23 protein-coding genes are annotated in these 26,942 nt (G+C 46.8%); 7 read left to right on the forward strand and 16 right to left on the reverse strand.

Going from position 1 to position 26,942, the window contains the following annotated elements; genetic code table 11:
* Positions 1-51: 51 nt before the first annotated feature.
* The gene (locus NDI44_RS07705) at positions 52-1,419 is read right to left on the reverse strand and encodes a mechanosensitive ion channel family protein (protein ID WP_190410670.1); all 1,368 of its coding nucleotides are present in this window, start codon (positions 1,417-1,419) and stop codon (positions 52-54) included.
* A 308-nt stretch (positions 1,420-1,727) separates the two neighbouring features.
* Here NDI44_RS07705 and NDI44_RS07710 point away from each other — a divergent pair, with 308 nt between their 5' ends.
* From NDI44_RS07710 to NDI44_RS07720, 3 genes are all read left to right on the forward strand, one after another.
* Complete coding sequence (locus NDI44_RS07710) at positions 1,728-2,420, forward strand: hypothetical protein (RefSeq protein WP_190410671.1); 693 nt, start codon at positions 1,728-1,730, stop codon at positions 2,418-2,420.
* Between the two features lie 92 nt (positions 2,421-2,512).
* The gene (locus NDI44_RS07715) at positions 2,513-3,400 is read left to right on the forward strand and encodes an ADP-ribosylglycohydrolase family protein (protein ID WP_190410672.1); all 888 of its coding nucleotides are present in this window, start codon (positions 2,513-2,515) and stop codon (positions 3,398-3,400) included.
* A gap of 241 nt (positions 3,401-3,641) precedes the next feature.
* Positions 3,642-6,095 carry an HD family phosphohydrolase gene (locus tag NDI44_RS07720; RefSeq protein ID WP_190410673.1) on the forward strand — a complete coding sequence of 818 codons (2,454 nt, stop codon included), beginning with the start codon at positions 3,642-3,644 and terminating at the stop codon, positions 6,093-6,095.
* Positions 6,096-6,147: 52 nt separating this feature from the next.
* On the opposite strand, the gene NDI44_RS07725 is transcribed toward NDI44_RS07720, so the two are convergent.
* Positions 6,148-7,068 carry an alpha/beta hydrolase gene (locus tag NDI44_RS07725; protein ID WP_190410674.1) on the reverse strand — a complete coding sequence of 307 codons (921 nt, stop codon included), beginning with the start codon at positions 7,066-7,068 and terminating at the stop codon, positions 6,148-6,150.
* Positions 7,069-7,325: 257 nt separating this feature from the next.
* The gene (locus tag NDI44_RS07730) at positions 7,326-7,871 is read right to left on the reverse strand and encodes an HAD-IIIA family hydrolase (RefSeq protein ID WP_190410675.1); all 546 of its coding nucleotides are present in this window, start codon (positions 7,869-7,871) and stop codon (positions 7,326-7,328) included.
* Positions 7,872-7,949: 78 nt separating this feature from the next.
* Here NDI44_RS07730 and NDI44_RS07735 point away from each other — a divergent pair, with 78 nt between their 5' ends.
* Positions 7,950-9,458: a CIA30 family protein gene (locus NDI44_RS07735; protein ID WP_190410676.1), complete on the forward strand. Its 1,509-nt coding sequence runs from the start codon at positions 7,950-7,952 to the stop codon at positions 9,456-9,458.
* Positions 9,459-9,540: 82 nt separating this feature from the next.
* On the opposite strand, the gene NDI44_RS07740 is transcribed toward NDI44_RS07735, so the two are convergent.
* The 9 genes from NDI44_RS07740 to NDI44_RS07780 form a co-directional block, all read right to left on the reverse strand.
* Positions 9,541-10,203, reverse strand: a complete 663-nt coding sequence (locus tag NDI44_RS07740) for an ElyC/SanA/YdcF family protein (protein ID WP_339380877.1) — start codon at positions 10,201-10,203, stop codon at positions 9,541-9,543.
* A gap of 318 nt (positions 10,204-10,521) precedes the next feature.
* Positions 10,522-10,998, reverse strand: coding sequence for a hypothetical protein (locus NDI44_RS07745; protein WP_190410677.1), 477 nt, complete (start codon positions 10,996-10,998; stop codon positions 10,522-10,524).
* 329 nt (positions 10,999-11,327) lie between these two features.
* Positions 11,328-12,125 carry a carbohydrate ABC transporter permease gene (locus NDI44_RS07750; RefSeq protein WP_242030340.1) on the reverse strand — a complete coding sequence of 266 codons (798 nt, stop codon included), beginning with the start codon at positions 12,123-12,125 and terminating at the stop codon, positions 11,328-11,330.
* A 329-nt stretch (positions 12,126-12,454) separates the two neighbouring features.
* A complete protein-coding gene (locus NDI44_RS07755) occupies positions 12,455-13,027 on the reverse strand; it encodes a 5-formyltetrahydrofolate cyclo-ligase (RefSeq protein ID WP_339380878.1) in 573 nt (190 codons plus the stop codon).
* 159 nt (positions 13,028-13,186) lie between these two features.
* Entirely contained in the window at positions 13,187-14,131 is a 945-nt protein-coding gene (locus tag NDI44_RS07760; protein WP_190410679.1) for a GDP-L-fucose synthase, read from the reverse strand.
* A gap of 129 nt (positions 14,132-14,260) precedes the next feature.
* Positions 14,261-15,340 (reverse strand): GDP-mannose 4,6-dehydratase, encoded by a 1,080-nt coding sequence (gene gmd, locus NDI44_RS07765; protein ID WP_190410680.1) that lies wholly within the window; start codon positions 15,338-15,340, stop codon positions 14,261-14,263.
* Positions 15,341-15,893: 553 nt separating this feature from the next.
* Positions 15,894-16,643, reverse strand: coding sequence for a sugar transferase (locus NDI44_RS07770; RefSeq protein WP_190410681.1), 750 nt, complete (start codon positions 16,641-16,643; stop codon positions 15,894-15,896).
* 160 nt (positions 16,644-16,803) lie between these two features.
* Positions 16,804-17,970, reverse strand: coding sequence for a glycosyltransferase (locus NDI44_RS07775; protein ID WP_339380879.1), 1,167 nt, complete (start codon positions 17,968-17,970; stop codon positions 16,804-16,806).
* Between the two features lie 240 nt (positions 17,971-18,210).
* Positions 18,211-18,522, reverse strand: coding sequence for a hypothetical protein (locus NDI44_RS07780; RefSeq protein WP_190410682.1), 312 nt, complete (start codon positions 18,520-18,522; stop codon positions 18,211-18,213).
* A 27-nt stretch (positions 18,523-18,549) separates the two neighbouring features.
* Between NDI44_RS07780 and NDI44_RS07785 the strand changes: the two genes are divergently transcribed.
* A complete protein-coding gene (locus NDI44_RS07785; RefSeq protein ID WP_190410683.1) occupies positions 18,550-18,696 on the forward strand; it encodes a hypothetical protein in 147 nt (48 codons plus the stop codon).
* 44 nt (positions 18,697-18,740) lie between these two features.
* Here the strand turns inward: NDI44_RS07785 and NDI44_RS07790 are convergent, their stop codons facing one another.
* From NDI44_RS07790 to NDI44_RS07805, 4 genes are read right to left on the reverse strand one after another with little or no spacing between them, the layout of a single operon-like run.
* Positions 18,741-19,142, reverse strand: coding sequence for a hypothetical protein (locus tag NDI44_RS07790; RefSeq protein WP_190410684.1), 402 nt, complete (start codon positions 19,140-19,142; stop codon positions 18,741-18,743).
* The gene (gene galE / locus NDI44_RS07795) at positions 19,135-20,133 is read right to left on the reverse strand and encodes a UDP-glucose 4-epimerase GalE (protein WP_190410685.1); all 999 of its coding nucleotides are present in this window, start codon (positions 20,131-20,133) and stop codon (positions 19,135-19,137) included. The genes NDI44_RS07790 and galE overlap by 8 nt, the downstream gene beginning before the upstream one ends.
* 45 nt (positions 20,134-20,178) lie before the next feature.
* Positions 20,179-20,322 (reverse strand): hypothetical protein, encoded by a 144-nt coding sequence (locus NDI44_RS07800; RefSeq protein WP_190410686.1) that lies wholly within the window; start codon positions 20,320-20,322, stop codon positions 20,179-20,181.
* Positions 20,323-20,381: 59 nt separating this feature from the next.
* The gene (locus NDI44_RS07805; RefSeq protein ID WP_190410687.1) at positions 20,382-23,036 is read right to left on the reverse strand and encodes a filamentous hemagglutinin N-terminal domain-containing protein; all 2,655 of its coding nucleotides are present in this window, start codon (positions 23,034-23,036) and stop codon (positions 20,382-20,384) included.
* A 652-nt stretch (positions 23,037-23,688) separates the two neighbouring features.
* Between NDI44_RS07805 and NDI44_RS07810 the strand changes: the two genes are divergently transcribed.
* The gene (locus NDI44_RS07810; RefSeq protein WP_190410688.1) at positions 23,689-25,179 is read left to right on the forward strand and encodes a choice-of-anchor Q domain-containing protein; all 1,491 of its coding nucleotides are present in this window, start codon (positions 23,689-23,691) and stop codon (positions 25,177-25,179) included.
* 226 nt (positions 25,180-25,405) lie between these two features.
* On the forward strand, positions 25,406-26,893 hold the full coding sequence (pap, locus tag NDI44_RS07815; RefSeq protein WP_190410689.1) for a polyphosphate:AMP phosphotransferase: 1,488 nt from the start codon (positions 25,406-25,408) through the stop codon (positions 26,891-26,893).
* Positions 26,894-26,942 lie beyond the last annotated feature (49 nt).

Here is a 26,942-nt window from a genome sequence, read left to right on the forward strand (position 1 = left end):
CTTTATTCGGAGCTAACATTCGGAGCTAACAGACTGGGAGCCTAGAACAGCTTACTTGCCGTTCGGAAGCCGCTTCTGGGAATCCCAGTCGGTGGGGTAGACATCAGCCTCAGTCTGCGATTTGCGTACCAACAATGTATAAATTTCGGTAGGTATTTCAATCTCCGCTTTGTGCAAGGCTTCTTTAATCGCCTCATTCGCTTTAGAAGTGGTTTCTAAAAACTCCAAACGCCGAGAATTCACCCAAAAGCGGATTTCCAAATTCACCTTTCCAGAATCCAGTTCCCGGACAAGGACTTCTGGCACTGGTTTTGGCTGCACGCCTTTGACTTTAAGAACGGCATCAGTAATCACTTGTTTAGCAGTAGAGATATTGGCACCATAGGCAATGCCAACTGTAACCGAACTGCGGCGGTGCTTGAAAGCTGTGTTATTGATAATGCTGGCAAGGAAAACTTCTTGATTCGGGATATACACTTTCCGCCCATCATAGGTATTTAGAGTGGTTGCCCGCAGTTGGATTTGAGTAACGGTTCCCTCAAATTCCTTGATCGTCACTTGATCGCCTAACCGAAAAGGTCGGGCGGCAAGTAAAATCATCCCGGAAATGTAGTTACTGAAAACCTCTTTGAGGGCGAAACCAATCGCTACGCTAGTGAGTCCTAAGGCTCCCAGCAAGGCCCCAATGTCAAGCCCCAAGACGCCTAGAGCGATGACAGAGCCAATAACCCAGACTCCACCGTATCCCACTCGCCCCATCAGAATTTCTGTGCTGCGATCGCCTTCTGTCTCTTTCTGCGCCCATTTCAAAGCTATGTAACGCACGCCTCTAGCGCCTACCCAGGTGATGCCAACAACTACCAGCGCCCCTAAAATTGAGGGCAAGCTGCTGATGGCATCCCGTACTAGATCGCTCACCGTAAGATAAAGTCGCTGTCCAACATCAATGGCTAGGGGCGGTTTTTTGAAAGCTTGATTTAATTGGTTCGCCCATTTCTCGCCAAGCACCTCTACAGACACCCCAAAGTCGCGGGCGTCCTGTTGAGTTACTGACATTAAGACTCGGTTATTGAGTTGTAAGGTGGCTATCTTCCGTGGATTGTCTGGTTTAACGGTGACTTGCCCCAAAGCCTCTGATTGCAGCAGTATACTGGCAATCCGCCGATTAATAATTTGCGATCGCTCTTGAGCGCTGATTCCCGATAAACTACCTACTTGAAAAACTGGGCGTCCTCTGACAACAACATCAGCAAAATATTGTTCTTCAGTTGAAATCCTTACGGGTGTGGATTTTGGCGAGGTAGCCTCCTGGGCAAGTCCAGATGGAATGGTAATGAAGAAAATGCCAGTGATAACCATTAAAATCTGGAGTCGCTGTGAGCCTTGCTGCCAAGTGCAACGATGAAAAAGAATTTTCATATCCATTCCGAAGGACGACCAAATTTAGCATAATTCGCGCATTTGGCATCTGAATTCTTGCTATAGATAGGGAATCTTACTCTAAGTTTCAGTTGTTGCATTTCTCTTCCCCATACTTGACTTGTTTTCCGTCTATAAAATTTGATGAGCGATCGCTTGGTGTTCGTTATTCATTTTTTTATCTGTCTTTAGGCGGATGAAAATAATTGATAATTAAAACTCTTTATTTTTAGTAAACTGCAACACTGAATAGTCTTACCCGCTCTGCTACTCTGTTGAAACAAAAATTATTCCAATGGAGAAGCGCAGTGCAAACTTCAACAAAATCCTATCTTCCAGAAGAGCTATGTAAGGCTCCAGATTATCATTTAGCTGAGAATTACCCAAAAGATTTACCAGAAGTTGAAATAGGTTCTACTAAATCTAAATACTTAGACTCCCTAGCACCCATTAGTGCTGTGCAAGTTTTTGAAGACATACCAGGTATAAAAAAATCTACTTTCTCATTTGATACAGAGACAGAGACTTCCTTTGAAGTTTGGACTATTCTACCCAACAGGGTATTACTTCCCGAAGATTTAGAGTTTCTCAAGCAAGACAAGCATCGGGTAGAATTAATCGCGAAACAACTGGTTGGAATTGGTAATTCTTGGCTGAATTCACGAATTTTTGACAAAAAAATAAAAGTTCAAAGTTGGGAAGATATTCTAAGTATTTTGGATAAGTATGAATATGCTTATGATTTAATCGATATTATTGAAGTTCCTTATAAAATTAGTAAAACAAATTTACAAAACGAATCTAGTGAAAAAGCTAAATATTGGAGTATTTCTCCACCGAGTTGGAATATTTCCCTGAAGAAAACTCGCAGTTTTAATGGATGTTATATCGTCGATGACTACAATTCATCTTATAATTTCTCGATAGAAGTTTGGATAGGCATTCCTTTTTTGAAAAATATCCAAACGGGAGAAGTCATTACAAGGGAAAATTTTCAGTGAAGATGCGATTCTACTGGGGAGACGGTAAACTATAGCACGGCAGATGTTGAGAGAACGCTGTCTAAGTCGCGATCGCCTCTACGATAGAAATCATGCGCTACTCTCTGTTAAGTCGGTTTCGCGGCACCTTGTTGGGCGCTGCATTCGGGGATTTCACCCCTTTGAGTAAAAAACAGTCTCAGCAGCCTACTAGCTGGGGCAAAATGGCGGTTTGGGGTGCAGAAAGCTTAATTGAGCAGGGTAAATTCGATTTCGCAGATTGGCGTCACCTCACGGAAAAATTTTTAGAGATAGACGCGAGCAGTGCTAACGTGCCAACGCCAGGAGCGATCATTGCCACACTGCCGATTGTGCTGTTCTCCCATGAATATAAAGCCAAACTGCGGCAAAATTTAGAACAAGTTGTCAGCATCTGGCAAGATGAGCCAGAGTTAAGAGATGGGGCGTTAGCAGTGGGATACGCGATCGCTCAATGCCTTCGAGAAAAACTCAATCGGGCTACTTTGATTCCCAAAACCCTTGCCTTCTTAGCTGATTCCCAGACGCCTCTGGTGCAACAATTAGAGCAAGTCCAAATTTTATTAGCAGAAAATGCGAGCTTAGAATTGGCTCGTACTCAGCTATGTCGGAATCCCCAGCCCCAGAGTACCCCCATCGCTCTCGGCTTTTACTGCTTCCTCAGTACTCTAGAAGATTTTCGCCTGAGTGTCGCCCGTGCTGCCCGTAGCGGCTACCAACCCCCGATTACCTGCGCGATCGCGGGTGCTTTGTCAGGAGCATATAACGGTACAGTGGGGATTCCTGCGGGATGGCGGCTATCTTGGAATCAACCTAAGTGGGGAATCACCTCAGATGCTCAGTTGTTTCAACTAGCAGACAATCTCCTTGCTGTTTGGTCTGGTGTTTATGATGCCTCAACAGCAAAGCCAGTCCAGCAAATCAGCGCTGTAGCAGCGCCCCATGTAATTCAACGGCGTTAATTTTTTTTAATACCAGCGATCGCTACTCCATGCAAGCTAAGCTGGTCAAAGAAAATTAAATTTAATCGGATAAATCCCCCAAGGGGGATAGGCAATTTGGGCAGTGTTTTGTAAGGTAGGATGAAGCCAACAAAGGGGTGCCATTAAGGGTAAAGATTGCTGTAAGGTGCCTTTTATGAATGCCAATCTACTTTTCGCTACCATAACTCCTGTCGCCTAAAACGACAGCCATACTATAAACATGAAGACGCTTCAGTCATTGACGCACCAGCTTGATCAATGGCGGCGGACGTACCAGCCCCTTCGCAGTCTTTTACCATCCCGACTTTTTGATTCGCCTGCCGCTATACCAGGGCAAGGTCTAGGATTAGGTCTTGGCGCTACTCTCCAAAACCGCAGAAACCGTCCTCGGATTGTTTGGCTGCTGGCAGTGGTGTCCCTCACCGGAACAATGGGGCAGCGCTACTACAATGCGCCAAAGCTCGCCGTCGGCAAGATAGCACCGCAGACGATTCGGGCAACCTTTGACGCTAATGTCGTAGATACTTTCACCACAGAAGAAAAACGGAAGGCAGCCCGCACAGGTGCCGTGCCCGTCTTGACGATCCAGCAAGACGTAACCGAACAAGTTTACGATGATTTGGCGCGATCGCTGCGTACCGCCGACGACCTCCGACAACTAGCCGGTTCTTTTCCAATGGTTCCGACTGCCATATTGTCTGCTGCCACTCAGATTGACCTCCGCAAGTGCGCGGAGTGGGAGTGGCGCTCCATATTGGCAGCGGTGGACACTGACATGAAAGTGAATCAACCCCAGTCAGGGTTATTGCCAGATGCCAACGGTCAATCGAATATTTCCGCAACCCCTGCTGTCGCCGAACTCCAAGCTTACCACCAGGTCGCAAGTCCTCAAGATTTTTTAGCCCTAATAAGCACGATTAACCAAGCCCGCGCGCAATACGCCAAAGCTGTCGCCGCCTTCTCAGATGGCAATCCAGAAAGGCGCTACGATGCCTCCCTGCTTGACTTGTCGAATGAAGCTTGGCAGCAAACAAAAACCGGCATCCCCCAGGTTGCCGAACGGATGCTCACCCAAGGGATTCCCCCAGGCTTGCCTGACAGTATCTTACAGCAAGCGTTGAGAGTGCAAATGAATTTGCTCGTTCCCCCGGAAGCTGAGCCGGTGGCAACCCAAATGTTGCTCTGGGGACTGCGCCCCAACTTAATAGAAGATCCAGAACAAACGAAACAACTGGCAGAACAGGCAGCAAAAGCGGTGGCACTGCAAACGATCGCAGTTCGGCAGGATGAGGTGATTGTCCGCGCCGGTGAAACCATCTCTCAGGCAGATTTTGTGCTGTTAGAGTATTTTCAATTAAGCCGCCGGAGCCTCAGCTGGTCTGGATTGATTGGTTTTGGAATTCTGGTCACGGGTGCCGTGGGTACGTTCTGGCGGGTGGAACAGCGATTTCATCCCCAAATTCGGCAACGAGATCACTTGCTGATATTGCTGCTGACTTTGAGTACTCCAGTGTTAGTAAGTTTGGGCGTTCGCTATACGAATTTGCCAGCGGTTGGTTTATTAGTGGGCAGTTTTTACGGTTCTGCGCTGGGTGTCACCGTTGTCGGACTGCTGGGTGGAGTGTTATCGGTCAGCTTGCCAATTACTTGGGATTATTTGCTGGCGGGTGCGGCGGGTGGAATCATGATGAGCTTACTGGCAGGGAAAATGCGATCGCGCGAAGAACTCGCTTTCCTTGGCGTTGGCGTCGGATTAACTCAAGGCACTGTCTACCTGATTGTAAATCTAATTCTCGGTGCCGCAACGGGTTCAATTTGGTACACCGTACTCCAAGAAGCTGCCTTATGCGGTTTTTCCGGTTTAGCGTGGAGTATTGTGGCGCTGGGTCTGAGTCCCTATCTAGAACACGTCTTTGACTTGGTGACACCGATTCGTCTGGCGGAACTCGCGAACCCCAACCGTCCCTTATTGAAACGTTTAGCCGCTCAAGCTCCGGGAACTTTTCAACATACATTGTTCGTTTCCACCCTGGCAGAAGCCGCAGCGCGGGAACTGGGCTGCAATGTAGAACTTGTTCGGGCTGGTACTTTATACCATGATATTGGGAAAATGCACGATCCATTAGGATTTATTGAAAATCAGATGGGTGGTCCCAACAAGCATGATGAAATTAATGACCCCTGGAAGAGTGCTGAGATTATCAAAAAACACGTGACTGAGGGCATGGTAATGGCGCGGCGATGCCGTTTGCCCAAGGCAATTCAGGGGTTTATCCCGGAACACCAGGGAACAATGTTGATTGCCTATTTTTATCACCAAGCGCAGCAGATAGCCGAGAAAGACCCGACGAAAATTGTGAGGGAAGAAGATTTCCGCTATGATGGCCCGATTCCCCAGTCGCGAGAAACGGGGATAATGATGTTGGCAGATTCCTGTGAGGCAGCATTGCGATCGCTTAAAGATGCAACTCCAGAACAAGCCCTCTCTATGATTAACAAAATTCTCCGCGCCCGTTGGCAAGACAGCCAGTTAGCTGAGTCTAGGTTAACGCGAGAAGAACTATCCCGCATTGCGGAAGTTTTCGTCCAAGTCTGGCAACAATATAATCACCAACGCATTGCTTATCCCAAATTCACGGTTAGCTCAGACAAAGGATGTAAAGCATCCGTTTAATAGAAGACTATTCGCGTAGCTAGACTCTCCTCGCGGATTGAGAAAAACACACTTATCTATTAACTGCTGACAAATAACCTTGAAGCAGTCCAATCAACACTTCTGGCTGCTCCAAATGAGGTAGCACTCCCGTTCCCGCAATTGGCTGAAACTCGCGAATTGCTTTTGGATTTAGTGCAGCCAAACGCTTCCCTAGATTCACACTGATAAATTGTGCCTCCTCACCCCACAGGATAAAAGTCGGCACCGTCAATTGCTGGATATACAGGGCGAGGTCAAAATAAAGATCGCCCCGCAAAAACGCTAGCGCCGCGTATTCCCCATTCGGCTGCTGCGCTGACGCCAAATAAGCCTCTACTATCTCTTCAGACAATCGTTCTGGCTGAGCAAACAGGAACCGTTCGAGAAAACTCCGCACCGCCACTTCGTTTGTCGCCCCAAGCGTATAAATTAGCTTATCTAACAGCGGCGTCCCAATTACTTGAAGCGGTAATCTGCGCCCAGCATCTTGCCCAAAATCGGCAAAACCAGATGGACAGACTAAAAATAGCGTTTGGAATAACTCCGGACGTTCAGTTGCCAGACGGATTGTGAAACCCGCCGTCAGCAAAGATGCCACAACTTTTACCGGGGTAAAGCTTTGCTCTCCTCCAGAAATCGCAATTTTCTCAATAAACTCCGTCAGCGTCTTCAAATAGTCTGCAATTTGATAATCTCGGACTGGATGAGCTGACTCTCCCCAACCAATTAAATCTGGTGCGAATATGCGGTGAGTCGTTGCAAAAGCCGGGTACACCTTCGACCACTCGTAGGCAGAAGCTCCGCCACCAAAGCCATGCAGGAAGATTAACGGTGGCAATTCAGCTTGTCGTTGCCCTAACCACGAGTCCTCTACTGCGGTATAGTAAACCATCGAACCGAGGGAGGTTTCTATGACTTTTTGCTCAAAACCAGGCGGTTGAAACTGAAGCATAGGCGCTAACAAACCTTAAGCTTACATCTTTAATTTTGCGTACTTTTGCGCTTACCTTTGCGCTCTTTGCGTTAAAAGACAGCCAATTTTGAGCTAAAGGAAATAGTAACCGATGAATCTGCATTTGCTGGAGCAAAATCAATTGCAATTACAGTTGCGTAAGTATTGATAACTGATTCTGGCACAGTAATGGTTAAGCCACACAGCGGATTGGGACTGGAAAGCGCGTCAGCGATCGCATCTTTATCCCCATTTATTCAAACGTCAGTATCGCCATAAGTTTGCCTCCACCTTTCTGCTTGCTGAAATTTGATGCCTACGGCTTTTGCTGCATTCCTATCATCCGAGCGATCGCCTACCATTAAAACCTTGTCTGGCAAGTGCTTTTCTATCGCCAATTTCAGCATTCCTGGATTCGGTTTGCGAAACTTTCCAGATTCAGAGTGCTGGCTGTGGTTAACAACATCGCTGCGGGTTACGCAAAAACATTTTTTTCCTTCAAAATCGGGACAGAAATAAACTTCTTCTATCTCTGGTAATAAATCCAAAGTATACTGCTGCTCTTTGATGCAACTTTGCAGAGATTTTTTACCACTGGCGACACCCCCTTGGTTGGTTACGCCGACAATTTTCCAGCCAGTCGCGGCGAAGTAAGCAATCGCTCCCTCAGCGCCTTTAATAATCTGCTGATCGCCGGGACGCTGGATAAACTTGTGATTTGAGAGTGGCGATCGCACCGTGCCATCAAGATCGAGGATGAGTAAATTCGTCTCAGCATTGACGGCTGAAGGATCTTGCTCCATTAGAGAGTTGTTTTCAAATCAGTGGGCTATTAAACAAAGATAAAGGGAATCAGCTAAAAACGTGAACTTTACAAGAAAATGACGAATCAAAATAACCGATCTAAATGGGATTTCGGCAGATTTTTGCAAACGTTGACCTATTTCGAGGTGATTCCTTTCTTCAACTGCCTTCAGCGGTTGCTGCAAGGTCGCACCAAGGATAATCAAGACAAACCTACTGGAGAAAAGCGCGTGGGAGTGATACTGGTTGCTGGGGCGACGGGTGGTGTTGGTAAGCGAGTCGTGGGGCGACTGGTTGAACGGGGTTATCCAGTGCGTGCCCTTGTCAGAAATACTCAGAAAGCGCGGGAAATGCTTGGCGACAACGTAGAACTCTTTGAGGGAGATATCACCATCCCAGAAACGTTGACTCCGGAAATGATGTTGAACGTTAGTGCTGTGATTTGTTGCACTGGCGTTCGCGTGCAGCCAGTTGGGGGAGATACACCGGATCGGGCGAAGTATTATCAGGGTATCAAGTTTTATATGCCCGAAGTCGTAGACAGCCCGGAAATCGTGGATTATCAAGGCATCAAGAACTTAGTGCAAGTTGCTGCCAACTACTTTAGCCCTCAGACGAAGGGGGGAGCTGAAAAAGTAGTATTTGATTTTAGCAACCTTTCAGATGACATCAAGAATACTTGGGGTGCGGTGGATGATGTCGTTATGGGTGGCGTAAGCCAAAGTGGGATACAACTGGTGGAAGGCACGGCGCTGTTTGCTGGCAACGTGTCAACCGACAACTCTGGTGGTTTTGCTTCCGTTCGCACCCGCAACTTCGACACTCCGATTAATTTGGCAGGATACGAGGGTGTGGAATTGCGCGTTAGAGGCGATGGAAAACGCTACAAATTTTTTATCCGCACCGAATCCAGATGGGATGGCGTTGCTTATTCTTATTCTTTTGATACCGTAGCAAATACCTGGATCGATGTTCGCGTTCCCTTCGCTGACTTAACTCCTGTGTTTCGCGCCAAAACTTTGCAAGATGGCGAAGCAATTAACCCTAGCAAAATTTGCTCGTTCCAGTTGATGCTGAGCAAGTTTGAATACGACGGAGAACTAAATCCAAAATTTTCACCAGGCGGCTTTGCTTTGCAGGTGGAATCAATCAAAGCTTATGGCGGCGCGGTGCCTCAATTTATCATGGTCAGTTCGGCAGGTGTAACTCGTCCTGGTCGTCCTGGCATTAATTTAGAGGAAGAACCACCAGCGGTGAGAATGAATGACCAACTAGGAGGAATCCTTACTTGGAAATTGCGCGGGGAAGAGAGTATCCGGGAAAGTGGAATTCCTTACACAATTATTAGACCTTGTGCGTTGACTGAAGAACCGGGAGGCAAGGCGTTAGTTTTCGAGCAAGGTGACAATATTCGGGGCAAAGTCAGCCGGGAAGATATTGCCGAATTGTGCTTGCGATCGCTAGAAGAACCGAAAGCGTGTAATCTCACCTTTGAGGTAAAAGAGGCAGAAGATAGCCAAAATCCCGACTGGGAAAGCTTATTCTCCAGCTTGCAAAGCGATCGCATTGCAGCAATCAAATCGTAAAACAAATAGACTTCTTGCCTCTGCGGTTTTATAAAAAACTCCGTGCAAGAAGTCTACTATCTTTACAGATATTTGCCTGTCCCTACTTTATTCCCTCAAATTGCCCCAAAAAAGTTGGTTGAGGACGGAGAAGATTCACCTCTAAAACGGCTTTCACCGTCGCGAGTGCTTCCCGCGTTGTATAAGATTTCATCACCCCATCTCCATACCGTCCCCAATCGGGTGTACCCAAGCCGCTCGCATTCACACCTAATTGACGGCAAGTATACACGGCGCGTGACAAGTGGAACTGCTGCGTGATGACAACCGCCTGTGTCACCCCAAAAATCTCTCGTGCGCGATAGCAACTTTCATAAGTGCTGAAACCAGCATAATCCAGAGCAATATCAGCAGCCGGTACACCGCGATCGCTTGCGTAGCGCTGCATCACGCTCACTTCATCGTAGTCGGTGCGGCTATTATCGCCCGTCATTAAGAGTTTTTTAACGCGACCCATCTGATAAAGTTGCACAGCCGCTTCCACCCGATCGGCTAGCATCGGTGTGGGGCTACCGTCGGGCAATACGCCTGCACCAAGAACAATGGCGACACGCTCAGCCGGAACTTGGGCAGGATCGGTATAGCGATCGCTTCTGGTAACTGCACTCACATAGTAGATCGTCGCTGGAGCGATCGCGGCACTTCCCAACACGAGGAGCAGAAAAACACGACGCCAGTTAGACAAAAACCATTGACGCACGCTCACTCAAACTCCCCTCAAAGGTTATCAGAAATCTGTTCTAGCTAGCCTCAAGGAATTGCATCCCAACTCCGGAAAATATCAATTGGTCAAAATAACCCCTTAAAAAGAAAAACCCCTGGCTTGTCTCCAGGGGTAAACATCAGGGTGCATCTAACTAATCTTTGTTTTACATAGACAACGTAGCTATATCCGGAAGAAATCTAATTTCTATATCTCTACGTCTTCAGTTGTTCTTCCGAGCAGAATTTGAAAGATTAATGAGCGAATCAACTTTGTCTAATTAGGCAGAGTAGGAACCGCCCAGCCTGTCTAATCCACGTTTCACGCTGCTGTAGCAGTGGCAAAGAACAACTTCTCTAAGTTTTGTGGCTGCATAAATGCTACGTATTGAGGGGCAATCTCTGGGGGTAGCAGTTCAATCAATAGCTTGTTCTCAATCCACAACTCGATTACATCAAAAAACGAGTCCCGGCTACAGCGCAGCACGCGCCAGCCTTCACGGGTGGCAATTTTCTCAATCTGTTCTTGGCTCGTCGGTACAGATATGGCAGCATGGGTAGCTGTAAACGGTGAGTACAAAACGTTTTGAATGAATGCTGCCTGCTCGTAACCTTCACCAGGTATCATTTCGGTACCAACCGGATAAATCTCAATCATCGTCCCGTACTCATCGCAGGCGATAACGATATAACTGCCTGGGTTTGGTGGGAATGGGGCAACCTTTCCATTCCATATCTCTGCAAAGACATTGGCGACGTGAAGGGGATTTTCAGCGGGGAGAGAAATGTGGTGAATCATAGAGAGTGACTGCTCCTGAAGGAAATCGCTGCAAGAATTTAAATTAGGTACTTCTGAAACATCCATCTGAGTCATTGAAATTTCGCAAACAGCCAGGTTGTTCCCACAAAGTTCACCCGATTGGGTGAGTTTCCATCACCTGATTGCATGACTTAAATCGAGGTGAATCCACTTAAATCTCTCGTGCGCGATCGCTTCCAGGTCGAATTCAGGACTCTTGGAACTGAAAATAAAGCTAACAGTAGCACCGCTCTGTTTCTAAGGGAAATTTCTGGTTGGATAGAGTGTTTTGATAAATCTTTGCGCGATCGCCTTGATCTGAAGCACCATTAACCTTTGACGCCGCTCCCTGCATCTGTCGGCACAATATATCGCTGCAAAAAGAGGAAGACAAGCAGCACTGGAGTAATGGAAATGACAGAACCCGCTGCAACCAGTCGCCAATCTAGAGATAATGCCCCGGCAAGGGTGGCGACGCCTAAGGGGAGGGTGTAATATTCGGGTCGGTCAAGGACAATTAAGGGCCAGAGGAAGTCACTCCAAGAACCGATAAAGACAAAAATTGCCAGCGTTACCAGTGCTGGGCGAATTGCTGGAAGCATGACGTGCCACCACAAGCCTAGCTCCGAGCAGCCATCCATCCGAGCCGCTTCTTCTAGTTCTTTGGGCACGCCCTGAAATGCTTGCCGCAGCAAGAAAATCCCGAAGGCAGAGGCGATGCTTGGCAAAATAACACCCAAATAGGTATTTCTCAAACCTAGCTGTACGGTCAAGATGTACAGGGGAATCATCACGATTTGGAACGGAATCATAATCGTGGAGACGACAGCCGCAAAAACCATGTCCCGCCCCCGAAAATCCAGCCGTGCCAAGGGGTAAGCGGCAAGCGAGCAGAATAGCAGATTTAAGCCCACTGTCAGCACTGCCACCAGGGTACTGTTGAACAAATACTGACCAAAGGGATTGGTTTGCCAAACGGTGATGAAGTTCTGGAATGTCGGCTCTTGTGGCACTATCTGGGGTGGGAACTGAAAGATATTTTCAGTGGGAGATTTTAAGGAAGTACTGATGAGCCAAAGTAGAGGAAAAAGCATCACTAGCGCGATCGCTCCCAGGAACCCATACATCCAAAAAGTTTTAACTTTTGAGTTTTGAGTTGTAAAAAGGCGATATATCACGTTTGTTTTTTGAGTTTTGGAATTTATCATTGGGCGACAATAGCTGTTTTCTTTAATTAGAATCAGTCAATAGAAAATAAATAATTATTTCTATTATTATTATTATTATTAATTCATGATGTTTATTTTTGGAAAAAATCTTGTTTTTAATCTAATTAAGTCATATTATAGTAAGTGTATGGGTCTAACCAAATGCTTGTTCTAAGTAGGTTGTTGGAGCGCAGAGGACAATGTCCGCTGCGCGGAAATTAAAAAATAAAAATTGAGAAATTGAGATTTCATCGCATCATCCTCAACCCCGTTTCTGTACAGATGCCCTGCAAAGATTTATCCCAGCTATCAATTGGCAACTCTAGGGAAAAAGCAAAGTCAAAGACAATACCGATAGTTAATTTGGTTGCCCATTCAGATGAATTGAGCAAGCGATCGTAATAACCACCACCATAACCTAAACGATATCCCCGCACATCACAAGCTACAGATGGCACAAGAATTAAATCTACCTCTGTTGAGTGTAAAACAGGGCTATCTGGGTGCGGTTCAAGAATACCATAGGCACCTTTTTGTAGGGAGTCTCCAGGTTTCCAGAGATGCCAAATAAGACGATCGCCAACACAGCGAGGAAATCCCCATTGGCGACGAGCGCTAATGAGAGGGCTAAGGTCAGGTTCTTGTCGAAAACTGAAATAAGCTAAGACCGTTTTGGATTGGGTAAATAGGTGGGAAGATTCCAGGTGGGTACAGATGCGATCGCTCTTTTCTCTCCATTCCTCCACAGGCATCAATTGCCGTGTTTTGAGAAGCGATCGCCTTAATTGCTGTTTATCCAGTTGATGATCGACTTTGTTCACAAGTCTTATAACTTAAGGTTTGTGGCGAGGGGGTTATCGTCCATCCTTTGACTTGATATCCTGGGGACTTGTTTTGCGAGCGCTATTTTCGCTCCTGACAACGCAGAAACCCGTTTTGTTCGGCAAAACGGGTTCTTTACACTGGCGAGTTTTTCACGCTTACTCAGCGTGCTGCCGATACCAATCGATTGTGTTCTTCAGCCCTTGCTTGAAGTCCACTTGGGCAGTGAAGCCAAACTCTTGCTTCGCCCGTTCTGTATCTAAACAGCGGCGCGGTTGACCGTTCGGCTTATCGGTTTCCCAGATAATTTCGCCCTGATAGCCCATCAGTTCGCAAATCAGTTCTACCAAATCCTTAATAGAAATTTCATAACCCGTTCCCAAATTGACGGGTTCTGCGCCATTGTAGTCCTGGGTACCCATGACGATACCCAAAGCCGCATCTGTAGAGTAGAGAAACTCGCGAGTGGGACTCCCGTCGCCCCATACAGGTAGCTGCTTATCGCCTCTAGCTTGAGCTTCGTGGACTTTGCGAATTAAGGCGGGGATTACGTGGGAACTCTTGGGATCGAAGTTATCTTCCGGGCCGTACAAGTTCACTGGTAACAGGTAAATGCCGTTAAAGCCGTACTGCTGCCGGTAGGATTGGAGTTGCACCAGTAAAGCTTTCTTCGCAACGCCATAGGGGGCGTTAGTTTCTTCCGGATAGCCATTCCAGAGGTCATCTTCTTTGAATGGTACTGGCGTGAACTTGGGATAAGCGCAGATAGTCCCTACACAAACAAATTTTTGAACTCCTGCTTGATAGGCCGCATGAATCAGTTGAGTACCCATCATCAGGTTGTCGTAGAATAATTCAGCGGGTTTTACCAGATTCAGACCGATGCCACCGACGTGAGCGGCGAGGTGAATCACGACATCCTGCTGCTCAACGGCGCGTTGACAGTGTTCTAAGGAGCGGAGATCGTACTCGCGCGATCGCGGTATCGTAATCTTGTTTTGATCGGCTCCGGCTTTACACAACCGATCTACGACCTGACGCCCCAAAAAACCAGCTCCGCCAGTGACTAGAATCCGTTTATCGCTTAAATCTAAAGTAGCCATATCTCTTGCCATCCTCCACTGGATTCAGGATATCTCCAAAAATTGATGAGTGATGAGTTAATGAAAAACTCATCACTCATCACTCAGTAGGGCGCGGGGATCGCTCTTGCCCCTACAAGTCAAGACGACTTAATCGTGCATACTACCTACATTCTGGCGAATCGTGGCAAGATCCAGAGGCGAGTGCGAACCATTGCCATTCGGACAATTCAAGCCCAAAGCTTGCATATCCGCTTCTACCATCAAGCGAACTAATTCTTCAAAAGTAACCGATGGTTTCCAACCCAGCTTTTGGTGCGCCTTCGTGGGATCGCCAATCAGTAAATCCACTTCCGCTGGACGTAAATAGCGTTCGTCAAACTCTACGTAGTCTTTCCAATCTAGATTGACGTGTTCAAAGGCAATATCTAGGAATTGACGAATGGAGTAAGTTTCTCCCGTTGCTACAACGTAATCATCCGCCTCCTGTTGCTGTAGCATCAGCCACATTGCTCTTACATAGTCTTTTGCATAGCCCCAATCCCGCTTGGAATCGAGATTGCCCAGGTAGATTTTTTTCTGCTTCCCGGCAACAATGCGAGCGATCGCCCTGGTAATCTTGCGCGTTACAAACGTCTCTCCTCTCCGCGGACTTTCGTGGTTGAAGAGTATCCCGTTACACGCAAACAGCCCGTAGGATTCTCGGTAATTCACCGTTTGCCAGTGAGCGTAAAGCTTCGCACAGGCATAAGGACTACGGGGGTAAAACGGTGTGGTTTCCTTCTGAGGCACTTCTTGTACCTTACCAAACATCTCAGAAGAACCCGCCTGATAAAACCGTACCTCAATGCCGGTACGTTGTTGGTAGTCCCGAATCGCTTCCAACAGGCGCAGCGTCCCCATCCCGACCGCATCAACGGTGTATTCCGGCGAGTCAAAACTAACGCGGACGTGGGATTGGGCACCTAAATTATAAATTTCTACCGGCTGGACTTGTTCTAAAATCCGGCGTAGAGTTGTGCCATCGGTTAAATCGCCATAGTGCAGAAACAACCGCACCCCCTCTTTGTGAGGGTCTTCATACATATAATCGATCCGGTCTGTATTAAATGTAGAAGTCCGGCGAATGATCCCGTGAACCTCATAGCCTTGCTCAAGCAAAAATTCGCTCAAGTAAGAACCGTCTTGTCCCGTAATGCCCGTAATTAGCGCTCGCTTGCGTTGCGTCATACTTAGTATTCCCTATAGCCTGTGACGAAACAATCGTCTTAACAGTAACTGGTAATTATCCTGTAAGCTTTCTCTCGCTAACATTGCAGCAAGAGTCACTTGCACCCAAATTTATGAAAAATCCCTCTGTAAGTAGAGGAAATCCTTAATTCACTCCTTACGTTAACGCAAAATCTCTGGCGCAACATCAGGAATATACGTAGATTCTGCTAAGCATCGGCAATAAGACTTACGTATTTCGACGGTGGACTAAATGTTGAGCAAAGAAGAGGGGAAAAGCTTCTTGCAAGAGTACCTACAGTACCTGTTGCATAAATTTTGAGCGACACAAATTAATTAATCGCCATTACAACAACCAATTTATCTAAACTCTGAAATTAGACATGAAGAGTTTACCTGCTGTAGAGGCAAGCGTAACTCCCAGCGCTGTACTAACTCATAAAACGATGAACGACAAAATACTACAGCTCTCTCTACACAAGGAGGAAAGCTGTAGGAGCCGTTGTTCAAAGAACTTGACTTGAGTTATAGATTGCCGAACATTAGCTATGTTTCAGTAGGCACCATTGTCTTTGGGGGAAACGACAACGCCAATTGTTTTTACAACTAGCCACAAATCCAGCCAGAAATTCCTGGCATTGACGTAATAGACATCTATCTGGACTCGGCGCGGATAAGGGATGTCATTGCGCCCAGAAACTTGCCATAATCCGGTGATTCCAGGTCGAATCGTCAGCACTTTGTCAATGTGATGCCCGTATTTTGACAACTCCTCGGCAACGAGAGGTCTTGGCCCGACAACGCTCATGTCCCCTTTTAGAACGTTCCAGAATTGGGGAAACTCATCCAGGCTAGTCACCCGTAGGAATTTACCAATCCATGTAATTCGAGGGTCGTCTTTGAGTTTGAAATTATCCTCGAATTCCTGACGCAGATGGGGTGAGGTTGCCATCATTTGCAGCAAAACTTCGTCTGCATTTGGCACCATCGTTCTGAATTTGAGACAGCCAAAAGGCCGATGATTTTTCCCGATTCGTTCCTGGACATAAAAAATGGGACCTCGTGTGCTCAGAGCAATCAGCAAGGCCAACAGCAGGTAAACCGGAGAAAACAAAATCAAAACCGACAGTGAAAACAGAACATCAAAACATCGCTTAGCGAAATCTCGGTCTAGACGCTGTAGGGGGAGGTCTCGCTGTTTGCTCAAACCTCTGGGCCTACCTGTCGGCGCGAGTGGTTGAAAACCTCGCTTCACGAACGCCCACAACATCTTGCCGGAGATAAGTTGGCTTTCGGCAGTCATCTTACTCCTTCACTTCACACCACACAGTCCCGATCATAAAGCCACAAGACGCCTGAAGACAGCTAATGGAGTCCCAGAAAGTAGAATTTGGTCATTAGTCATGGGTCATTGGTCATTAGTCATGGGTTTTTAGCAATCGGCTAAAGAGCATGACTGATGATTAGGGACGAATGGCTGAGGATGACTGAAATTCTTGATAACAGCTCTCTAGAAAGGCTAGATAGCGCTTCTGGAAAGTTTGAGGGGCGAACTGAGAAGCGCGGACTCTAGCAATCTCCGGATTAAATAATCCTTGCGATGCTTCAAAGGTTTTTACCGCTTCTATCAAAGCCGCTTCTGTTTGGGCTGGAAAAAATAAGCCAGTCCCCTGTGTCGGGTGTTCCCGAATATCCAGAACGGTTTCTAATGCCCCACCAGCACCATAGGCGATCGCAGGAGTGCCACAAGCTTGGGCTTCTACCAACGCCATGCCAAAGTCTTCACAGGCTGCATATACAAATGCTTTTGCTTGAGCCATATACTGCTCAACAACATCATCTGGTTGTGACCCTAGCACTTTTACATTGGGTTTCGCTAGCTGGCGCATTTCGTCAAGTTCCGGCCCCGTGCCAATCACCACAAGCGGGCGTCCCAGTTGGTTAAAAGATCGGACAATTAAAGATACTTGCTTGTAACTCACCAGCCGGGAAACGGTGAGGTAAAAATCTTCTTTTTGGGGCTGAAAGGAAAACCGCTCAACATTGACGGGTGGATAAATGACTTCTGCTTGCCGCCGATAGCAGCGCCAGATGCGACGTGCGGTGTGTTGGGAGTTGGCGATGAAATAATCAACGCGGTTTGCGGAGAGTACATCCCACTGACGCAGTTGATGAAGTAGATACCGCGTCAGGATGCCTGGGAGACCCCGTCCTAGTCGGCTACTGTCTAGATAATCAAAAGTTAAATCCCAGGCGTAGCGCATGGGCGTATGGCAGTAGCAGATATGCAGTTGTTGCGGGCTGGTGAGGACTCCTTTAGCGACAGCGTGGGCAGAGGAGAGAATGACGTCATAGTCACGTAAGTCTAGCTGTTCAATCGCTAGCGGCAATAGAGGGAGATATTTTTGGACGCCACTGCGGGCTTTCGGGAAGTGTTGCAGGAATGTGGTGCTAATGGGGCGATTGAAGAGATAACTTTCGGGATTGGTGGATTCAAAGTCAATTAGGGCATAGAGGTCGGCATCAATGTGCTTGAGGATTTCCCGGACAACAAGTTCTGACCCGCCAGTAGCTTCGGGGGTCAACCATTCATGGACGAGGGCATACTTTAATGACAAAGCTGACTTCACAGTTGCGCGTACTTAAGGGCTGAGTGTAAATTTTACTCACTCCTCAGCCAGCGATCGCTCTTGAGCTAGCGATCGCTGTAGATTCTAAGTGCATTACCGCACTTTTGCACGCCTGACACTGGATTACAGGGAATTAAAAATAGACTTCCTAGAACTTAGCTTAGAAAAATAGCCTGATTCTTCTCTTCTACTACTTTTTTGAGCTTTAGAGAGCGAGTGGAAATCGCAGGCAGCTTTTGGTTAACTTCCACAGTAACTGTTTATCCCGTTTACTAAATTTTTTTCTGGATTATAGGATTTCTGCAATTTTTTAAATCCAGCGTCAACTGCGGGAAAATCCCTTTTTTTGAGAGCTGAAACATATTCGCGAGTTGCCTTACTACTCTCTCGATACATTCTAATAAAATCAGCTTGAAACTTTTTAAGCTTTGGATCGTTGACGCTAATATTTTTCATTTTTTGAGCTGATTTATCCCAAATCTCGGCTGTTTTAGCTAGCGCTTCTGGAGAGCTATTCTGACCTCCATTGGTCACGGTTTTGGTTTCATTCACCGTTTCATTGGTAATCTTGAAAATCTTTTGACACTGAGTGATTTTGCTTTCGGTGCAACTGACGATCGAGAAACTGACGGCGGCAGTCACGGGAAGGATGACAGCGTACCGACGAAGAAAGTGCATGAAAACTCTCCTGATGAGTTGATGGGTACTTCCACTTTATTTCCCTAAGATTGACAGCCAATCGGGATACGATGGCAAACCAGAGACCGAGATTAAGATTCGGTCTCTTCGGTTGCTTCAATGGCATCCACAAGGCGTTGTAAAGCTTCTGTTAGCTGCATCAACCGCACAAGAGAATCATCTTGGGTTTCTGCTAAAGTTTGCACCGCATCGCTTAAGGCAAAAATTTGATAGTGCTGCTGTTGGACTTGATGCCCCTGTTCTTGTACTTGAATGGTCAGGGCATCCACTCGGTCAGCAAGGCGGTTAATTGTCTCATTAGTGGCAATTACTGCCTCCCTAAGGTTTCCCTGTTGTTGTACTTGAATTGTGAGAGCATCTACTCGCTCGCCAAGACGGTCAATTGTGTCAGCGCTGGCAAGTACTGCCTCTGCAATTTGTTCAACAATCGATTCTAAACGACCTAATCTAACTTCCACTCCAGAATTATCCATGACGATGCTGATGCCATTGCCAAGCGTCAGCAACGATTTTACTCAGGTCTGCGTATTGCGGACACCAACCGAGGATTTTTTTTGCTTTATCGCTGCTGCCAACTAAAATAGGGGCGTCCCCGGCACGGCGATCGCGTTCTACTGCTTTGATCTCCCGCCCCGTGACCGCTTTGGCTGTCTCAATCACTTCTCTGACTGAGAAACCATTGCCATTGCCTAAGTTAAAGACATCGCTCGTTCCCCCTTGCAGGAGATACTCTAGCCCTAAAACGTGAGCATCTGCCAAGTCGCTGACGTGGATGTAGTCCCGAATTCCGGTGCCATCTGGGGTCGGGTAATCGGTGCCGAGAATGAAGATAGATTCCCGTTTGCCCAAAGCTGTCTGAAGTACCAGGGGAATCAGGTGCGTTTCTGGCTCGTGATCCTCACCGAGTAAGCCATCGGGATTCGCACCAGAAGCATTGAAATAGCGGAACGCCACGGACTTTAAATCGTAGGCAATATCAAAATCTGCCAGAATTTTCTCTACCATCCACTTACTCGTCGCGTAAGGACTGAGGGGATTTTGGGGATGGTGTTCGGTCATGGGAACTTCCTGGGGCATCCCGTAGATGGCGCAAGTGGAAGAAAAGACAAATTTCTTCACGTTTGCTGCCACCATTGCTTCTAGCAGTGTCAAAGTGCCAACGACGTTGTTCTGGTAGTATTTGGCGGGATCGGTGACGGACTCTCCCACCGCAATATAGGCGGCAAAGTGCATAACTGCCGCAATGTTGCGAGTGGCAAAGAGTTGGTCGAGGAGAGCGCGATCGCTCATATCTCCCACTACCAGTTCTACTTTGAGTACATTTTCCACCAATTCCCGATGTCCGTACACCAGGTTATCTAATACCACTACCCCATAGCCTGCCTTGATCAGCGCCAGTACGGCATGGGTTCCAATATATCCAGCTCCACCCGTCACCAGAATGGTTGGTTTGACTTGCGACACGTTCAATACCTTCTCAAACTTTGAATCAGTGCTTTATAAGGATAGCTAACTGAGGGCAATGCGTTGTCCTCGGTAAGAGAGCTTGTGTTCCTTATAAATACTTTCCTTCACCAAACTAGCGATCGCATACCTCTTTCGTCGGAAAATCGCACAGAAACGCGGAAGCATCCCCATTTCTGTGCGATTCAAAATTATATCTTAGAGATTTTTGCGGCTGAGCTTACAAACCAGCGCTTTAGTGACCTTGATTACTTTTGAGGAACTGCGCGATCGCTTTGTTGTCGGGGAACAAACAGGGTTTTAGAGCTTGCCGGTGGTTGATTGCGGCGATCGCGGTGTTCTTGACAGCGAGGCAACCTGTGTAAAAGTGGCAGCTTTTCATCTTCGAGACTCTCTACCGTACACAAAATCGGTCTTTGATTTTCTGCACCCGCTACTGGTACAGGTGAGAGTGTATTTCCTTGAAAGTCTGTCACAATTTCTGTCTTGGGTTGGTTCCCAGGTTCCGGTTGGGGATTTGAACTGGGTACGGGGGTAGGAGTTGGCGCAGGACTTGGCACGGGAGTTGGCGCAGGACTTGGTGCAGGAATTGGCGCGGGAATTGGCGGTGGAGGAGTGGTATTGATCGTAATATTGCCCTGAACAGTTCCACCGGGGAAAGATTCGGGGGGCGAAATTGTCGAAGTGCCCGTGGTGATGGCTTGGGCAGTTCCATTCGTCGTGGGATCGCCAACAACAAATGGAGTCGAGGGGACTGGAACTCCCCCGTGATGATTGATATTAATGGCTCCACCCCCGCCCGTTCCTGTCGTGTTAATGCTGGGGTTGTTGTAGGTAAAAGTAACGAACTTATTATCAACGGTGAGATTCTGTCCCGCCGCGATAGTTACATTACCGCCTTTGCCGCTGCCAAGACTCTGAGCATCGATGATTTTGGCGGCGATATCATTGCCAGCAATCAGCGTGATGTCACCGCCATCGCCAGAGGAAGAGCAAGAATTGCACTTAGAACTGGAGTCTATGGTTTCAGTCTTGATATTGCCTCCGGCGCTAATTGCGATCGCGCCGCCAGTCCCAGAAGCAGCCGTGCCAAAGTTATCAGAAGAGGAAAAGATATCTCCGGTTGTAATATTTCCCGATGGGGCGCTGAGGGTAATTGCACCTGCATTACCAGGGCGATTACGAGAGTCTAAATTGTAAACTTGATTAACTGGATCGGCGGCATTAATAGAACCGCTGGTGCTGCTAATACTTATATTTCCACCAGACGACTGAATGGTTTGAACATTAATATCACCCGGTGCCGACAAGGTAACATTTAAAGGTTCCGCTGGTCCCAATAAATCATCAGATTTAATGGTTCCTGCAACTGTAATCGTTCCAGCTGAGGTAGGAGATTTCACAAAGGTTGTGTAGGAGGGATTTGCGCCTGCATCGTCAAAATATTCGGGAGGGGCACCCGGAAAGGGTTCGGTGAAGGGTACGTTATCAGTTGTCCCAGTCGCACCTGCTTGTAAAATCAGGGCACGACTATTAGGATCTACCTCTGGATCGATCGCATTAATGACGATATCTCCACTAATCGTAATTTTTCCGGCTGCGATTATCTTCAGGGAAGCGCCCGTATAAGAATGAAGCATGACATCGCCATCAGACGTAATGATGGGGTCATAAATACTTTGAAACTTGCCGCCTGCTCCCGATAAGTTGAGAATTGAGAAATTCCCCCCTGCTGAATAGTGAGCATCTCCAGAAATCACTCCATCACTGATTAAACTGAGATTGCCGCCACTTTGAAAGGGTGTTTCTGGGTGATTCAGCGCCAAAATATCAACTGCTTGATTGCCTTGAACGGTGAGATTCCCTCCCGCCTTCGCTACAAAAGGGGTCGCGACGCTATCCCGCACTCGCACGGTATCTTTTGCCAGCAAATTCATATCCCCAGATGTCTGTATCTGGCTTTCAACTAGGGTCAAATTATGGTTGGCTGAAAGAGTTGCTGTTCCCGCATTGAGCTGACGGACTACCACATCCCCCGCTTCTACCTTGATACCAGAACCTGTTAGTTCTACCTCTCCTTTGCTATTTGTAGTCAGTCCAGTGGCATTTCCCGCTTTGCTACCTGTTAGTAGCTGGGGTAGAGAGGAAACTGTTGCGGTTGAGGACTGACTAGCATCAGGAGAAATGGGTTGAATCTCCAAACTTAGCAATTGTCCGGGTTGACTAATCCGGACTGTATTCTGACCCGGTACTGCTGCCACAATCAGTTTACCGCTTGGTGCTGACAGAGTTCCCTGGCTAACAACAGTGCCACCCAGCAAGGTAAGATTTTGCCCTTCTTTAACTGCTAGTTCTCCAGAGTTGACAATAGCACTCGGTTGAGCAGTATTAAACGAATAACTGCTGGGCATTCCCGTTAAGGTTGCGTAATTATTATCGCCGGTAGCATTAAAAGAATTAGAGCCAAAACCAATCCCTGTAGCACTGGTTGCGGTAAAGCTTCCCGGCACATCCAATCTGGCATTGGCACCAAATATAATCCCCGATGGATTCATCAGGTATAAATTAGAATTTCCTCCGCTGACTTTAATTAAGCCATCAATGGTAGAGGGATCTCCACCCACTACTCTGCCTAAAATATTTTCAATTTTGGGATTAGAAATAAAGTTAGCTATTTGGTCTGCATTGAGGTTAAATTGCTCAAAGCTGTGGAAAAGGTTTGCTCCATCACCAGACAGTTTTCCTCCGCCGATATTGATTGTATTGCCTTCAGGAGCGGCAATTGTGCCCGTACCGTCTTGAGCTGGAACAATCGTTTCTGCCTGTGCCGGTTTCACAGCGATCGCAGGTGCAACGGCAAGTAATCCAAGCAATACGCCAGAACTTTCAAAAGCTGATTTCATCTGGTGTTAACCCATTGGGGTCATGATTTATCCTGCTCCTCATTACCAGGATTGATAGAACTATCAGGATCTCAAGTAGGCTTCATTAATAAATAAATAAAATATTTTTAATAGCGAATTTTATTAAACTCTATTTGTGTAAATATATGGATAAAAGCACTTTTTTATGTACGTGCAATTGCAACTAATAGCTAGTTTCACGGTTAATCATAATTTCTATTTTTAAATAAAAAATACTTGGAGCTTATCAATGCTCTAAATACTATAAAGCGTGTGTAGATTTACTGAAAATTGAAAAGCTTCCGGATTAATAGCCAAAATAAAGAACTATTTAACTAGTTTTGTTGTAAAACAATTTCACAAAGTGAAAACTACGTATATTCGCGGAGGATTAAAATTTCTAGTTTTGGTAAAGACTCTATTTCGGGTTGCAAATTATTCCTCGATCCGAGACTGCTGGATTTGTTAGAAACCCGATAAATATTGAGTTTGTCAAATATCTGGTTTGTTAGCTCAGTTTCTAACCTTTCTCACTCCCAAGCTTTGTTTTGCAATTGCACAGTATTCTACGGCTAGAAATAAGTAAGTTCAGTTTGTCGAGCAATTGCAAATAGTAGTATCCCTTCTAATATTAAATAATGAGGTTTTTGGTATGAAGCAACCGCTCTTTTTCTTAACTCTCGCTTTCTGCGCCGCCTTGACGATTCCCTCACACCAAAAGGCTGATGCGGCTGGAATTGTCGGCAATGGAACTGCTGCAAGTTGTACTGAAGCTGCTTTAGATACTGCTTTAGTAGGCGGGGGGACTATAACCTTTAATTGTGGTTCCAGTCCGCACACGATTGTAGTGAAAGAAAAGGTACTTTCCGCGAATACAGTAATCGACGGACGAAGTGTAGTAACTCTCAGCGGAAATGGAACTAATCGGATTTTTTCCACTGATAGCCTCGTTCAATTGACCCTAAGAAATCTCACTATTGCGAATGGCTTCAGTACCGAAAATGGTGGCGGCGTTTATAGCGGCTACAGAGGTAAGTTAGTGGTACTTAACTGTACCTTTAACAACAACAAATCCACGAAGCCGGGGGAGGCCGGAGGCGGTGCAATCTATAGTAAAAGTGAAAGTACAATTGTTGTAGATAAAAGCACTTTTACCGGAAACCAAGCTAGCCTTGGCGGAGCAATCTATGACTTGCTCAGCGACTTAACCGTAACGAATAGCACTTTCACGGGAAATACCGCTGGAATTGTGGCTGCTGGGGGGGCGGGTGGTGCCATTTATAATGATGGTGCGAATGGTAATTTAGGTAAAATTATTCTCCGGAACAACACCTTCACAAACAATATTGCCACCAATCAAGGTGGGGCTTTTTTTAACCAACTTTATAACAACAATACGACGACAATCGAAAATAATACCTTCTCTGGAAATAGCGTTACGGGCACTGGCGACAAAGGATTTGGCGGTGCTATTTTCGTGGTCGGTGGCACCACAACTGCCCCTAATTACACTGCCGGAACAAACAGCACTATTTTTATAGTGAGGAACACTACCTTCTCTGGCAACATTTCTGCGAATCAGGGCGGGGGACTGTGGACGGGAAATGACGTAAGCGCAGAAGTTTCTAATAGTACTTTTTCAGGGAATCGTGCTGTGACTCCAGATGCCAAGGGGGGTCTAGGCGGCGCAATCATGAGAACCAGTGGCAAGATGACCATCAATAATGTCACGATTGCTAACAATTATGCTGGGTTTATGGGGGCTGGTATTTTTGGCAGCAGTCCAGATATAACCCTGAAAAATACAATTATCGCTAACAATAAAGCGGATAATGGCGGGAATACCTGGAATATTAAGCAGAATTGTTCTGACGAAATGACTAATGGCGGCAACAATATCCAATTTCCCGCCAAAAACCCAAACGATCCCACTGACAAAAACTGCGTGGTTGGCATCACGATTGTTGAACCAATGCTAGGTGTACTTTCTGCGACTGGTGGTTTGACTCAGACTCTACCCTTATTAGCAGGGAGTCCAGCGATTAATACAGGAAATAACGCGACTTGCTTGGCAACGGATCAACGAGGTGTTGCCAGACCGCAAGGTGGTGTTTGCGATATCGGAGCATTTGAAGCAAAATAATCAGATGGGTAGTTGGTAACGGGATGTAATTTACCAATTACCGATTTTCAAACTATCTAGTGCTTGGAGCCAAAAACGAGAAGAAAAAAGCACTTTTTCTTCTCGTTTTTGGCTCCTGTATTTTTATGTCTAAGCTTTGACATTTGCAGATTGTTACTGAATAGTCAGCGCAACAAGTGCAAGACTAGGAGATAGTTAAAGATACTGCTCTTTTCTAGTCAACATCATGCTAGATACGCTGGACTTGGATCTTTGCCTCGATAAAAATATCTATGATTCTCAGATTGAGACGCTAATGCGTCAAGTGCGATCGCTCCAAAAGGCTTGCTGGGACAAAAAGCTACCCATGATTGTCGTGCTGGAAGGTTGGGCGGCAGCGGGGAAAGGTGCTTTAGTCAAGAAAATGGTCAATTACATGGACCCGCGAGGGTTTACGGTTCACCCGATTTGGCCTCCCAACCAGGAAGAGCAACAATACCCTTTTTTGTGGCGCTTCTGGCGGAGACTGCCAGTAAAGGGCAGTATTGGGATTTTTTATCACAGCTGGTACACCCATGTTTTGGAAGACCGGCTGTTTGCACGAATCGAGGACTCAAAAATCCCAAGCGTGATGGCCCAGATAAACGCCTTTGAGCGCCAACTGGTGGATGATGGAAATGCGATCGCTAAATTCTGGATTCATCTAAGCCGCAAAGAATTAAAGCACCGACTCAAAGAATATGCCAAAGATCCGTTAGACGCTTGGCGAGTGCGTCCGGAAGACTGGAAACAAGAGAAACACTACGGTAAATATGTAGATTATGCCGAAGAAATGCTCGTCCAAACCAGCACTGGCTCCGCCCCCTGGACATTAGTGGAGGGCAACTGCCAACGCTGGGCGCAGGTCAAAGTCCTCACCCAATTCGCTGCCACTCTTACAGAAGCCCTCGACCGACTTCACATTCGGACGCCTATCACCCCTGTACCCCCTCAAAAACACCTCAACCCAGCAGAGCCGGATCTCTTAGCGCAAGTCGATCTCAATCTTGCTCTCTCCAGGGATGAGTACAAAAAGCAGTTACGCGATGCCCAAGTAGAACTGCTGAAGCTTCAGATGAAGATTCACAAACATCAAGTGCCCGTCTTGGTGCTGTTTGAAGGTTGGGATGCGGCTGGGAAAGGAGGAGCCATCAAACGCTTAACCGATGTCCTCGACCCCCGCAGTTATGCCGTTCATCCCTTCGCAGCACCTACGGATGAAGAGAAAGCGCATCACTACCTCTGGCGGTTCTGGCGGTGGTTGCCAACAGCAGGGACAATTGGAATTGATGACCGCAGCTGGTACGGGCGAGTGTTAGTAGAGCGTGTTGAAGGTTTTGCCACAGAACTGGAATGGCGCAGAGCCTACCAGGAAATCAATGAGTTTGAGAGCCAACTGACGAATGCAGGCTACGTTTTGGTCAAGTTCTGGCTGCATATTAGTCCTGAAGAACAGTATCAGCGATTCATATCGCGTCAGAATGACCCCTTTAAAGAATACAAACTCACCGCCGAAGATTGGCGAAATCGGGACAATTGGGCTTTCTATGAAGTGGCAGTCAATCAAGCAATTCAGCGGACGAACACTTTTAACGCTCCCTGGACAATTGTTGCTGCGAATGATAAATACTATGCCCGTGTTAAGGTAATTCAAACCGTAACCGAGGCGATTCGGGCAAAATTGAAACGTCAATAAGAGGCAATCGGTAATCGCTGGTGAATAGTCGTTACCAATTACCCATTAC

This window comes from Trichocoleus sp. DQ-A3 (assembly GCF_039961975.1).
Classification (GTDB): domain Bacteria; phylum Cyanobacteriota; class Cyanobacteriia; order Cyanobacteriales; family FACHB-T130; genus FACHB-T130.